The organism is Microcystis sp. LSC13-02 (assembly GCA_002282935.1).
GTDB lineage: Bacteria > Cyanobacteriota > Cyanobacteriia > Cyanobacteriales > Microcystaceae > Microcystis.
The window spans coordinates 30,405-31,717 of the sequence record MTBT01000318.1 but is presented as its reverse complement, the minus strand read 5'-3'; the positions used below and the strand labels follow the sequence as shown (position 1 = coordinate 31,717).

1 pseudogene is annotated in these 1,313 nt (G+C 40.7%); it reads right to left on the bottom strand.

The features are described 5' to 3' along the window. Nucleotides 1-90: 90 nt before the first annotated feature. A pseudogene (locus BGL89_RS19905) lies at nt 91-1,230 on the bottom strand (sensor histidine kinase); the annotation flags it as partial. Between the last annotated feature and the right edge of the window lie 83 nt (nt 1,231-1,313).

The window sequence follows — 1,313 nt, the reverse complement described above, 5'->3', positions numbered from 1 at the left end:
ATACCTCTACTTTTTCAGAAGCAATTCTGTCTAAGCAAGTAATCTCTGTGAACCAAGAATCCCCGTCTCTTTAGAGCGGGGAGTGTCAACTCTATCTTCCTCGGCAATGCCGATACCATGATCTTGGACTTGAAAAACAATGCGATCGCTATCTTTCCCCAAAATCAAACTAATCCCTGCTCCCGTGGGGGAATATTTAATCGCATTTAAGAGTAAATTACTTAAAATCGAGTAGAGCAGTTTCTCATCTAGATAAGGACGAATCATCAATCCCTGACTGACAAATTTAATCGGGGTATTATTTTTATTGATAAATTGAAAATCCTCGACTAAATTTAAACAAAAAGCTTCAATATCGAGCGGCTCTAGTTGACAACTGAGATTGCCAGATTCTGCCTTTGTTAAAATCAAAATATCTGTTAAGAATTGATTCATTAGCTTGACAGAAGACTGGATTCTATATAGATTTTTTCTGGTTGATTGTTCTGCATCTTTTAAGCTATTTTCTAATAACTGCGAGGCAGAAAAAATCACGGTTAAAGGGGTTCGGAACTCATGAGATATCATTGAAAAAAGCTGAATTTTTAGATCGGAAAGTTCTTTTTCCTGTAGTAAAAAACGTTGAATTTCCTCACTATTTCGTTGCCGTTTCTGTTGCCAAAAAACTAAAATATAAACTCCGCAAATAATCACAAAACTGATAAAAGTTCCCAGTAAAACCAACAGAGAATTTTCGCGTATACTATCCCTAGAACTAGCGATGCTAATTCTTAAATTCCTTTTCTGACTAGCTTGTAAATAGGTAAGAAGATTTTGAAACTTATCCCGGAACTCGACACTTTTAACCGTGATTGCATCTTGGGAAATATCATCGGACTGATCGGGTTTATAGGTGGCGATCGATTGATTAAATAAAGCAATTCGCCGATACATTAAATCCCCGATCTGAGCCACCATTTCCCGCTCGAAATCTGTGCCGTTTTCTAGTTGTTTGGCCAGGAGTTGCCAGTTAGATTTCATCAAAGCGATCGCTCGACGATGACGACCTAACTCGCTAGGGCTGCCAGTTTTAATATAACCCCTTCTTCCCGATTCGGCCACGGCCATGTTAGCGTAAAGATTACTGAGATTATCGATGATCTCGTAGGTAACTTCCACCTCGGCAGCGCGCTGACGCAGGGTGAGGGTATTGCGATAGGAAACTAGGCTAATAGTTCCCATCATTGACATCCTCGCCGCCGTAAAACGGACGGCGATTCCTCACCACGCCACTTTTTTAGGGTGGTCGCGTCAACGGGGTTGACGCAGATAGC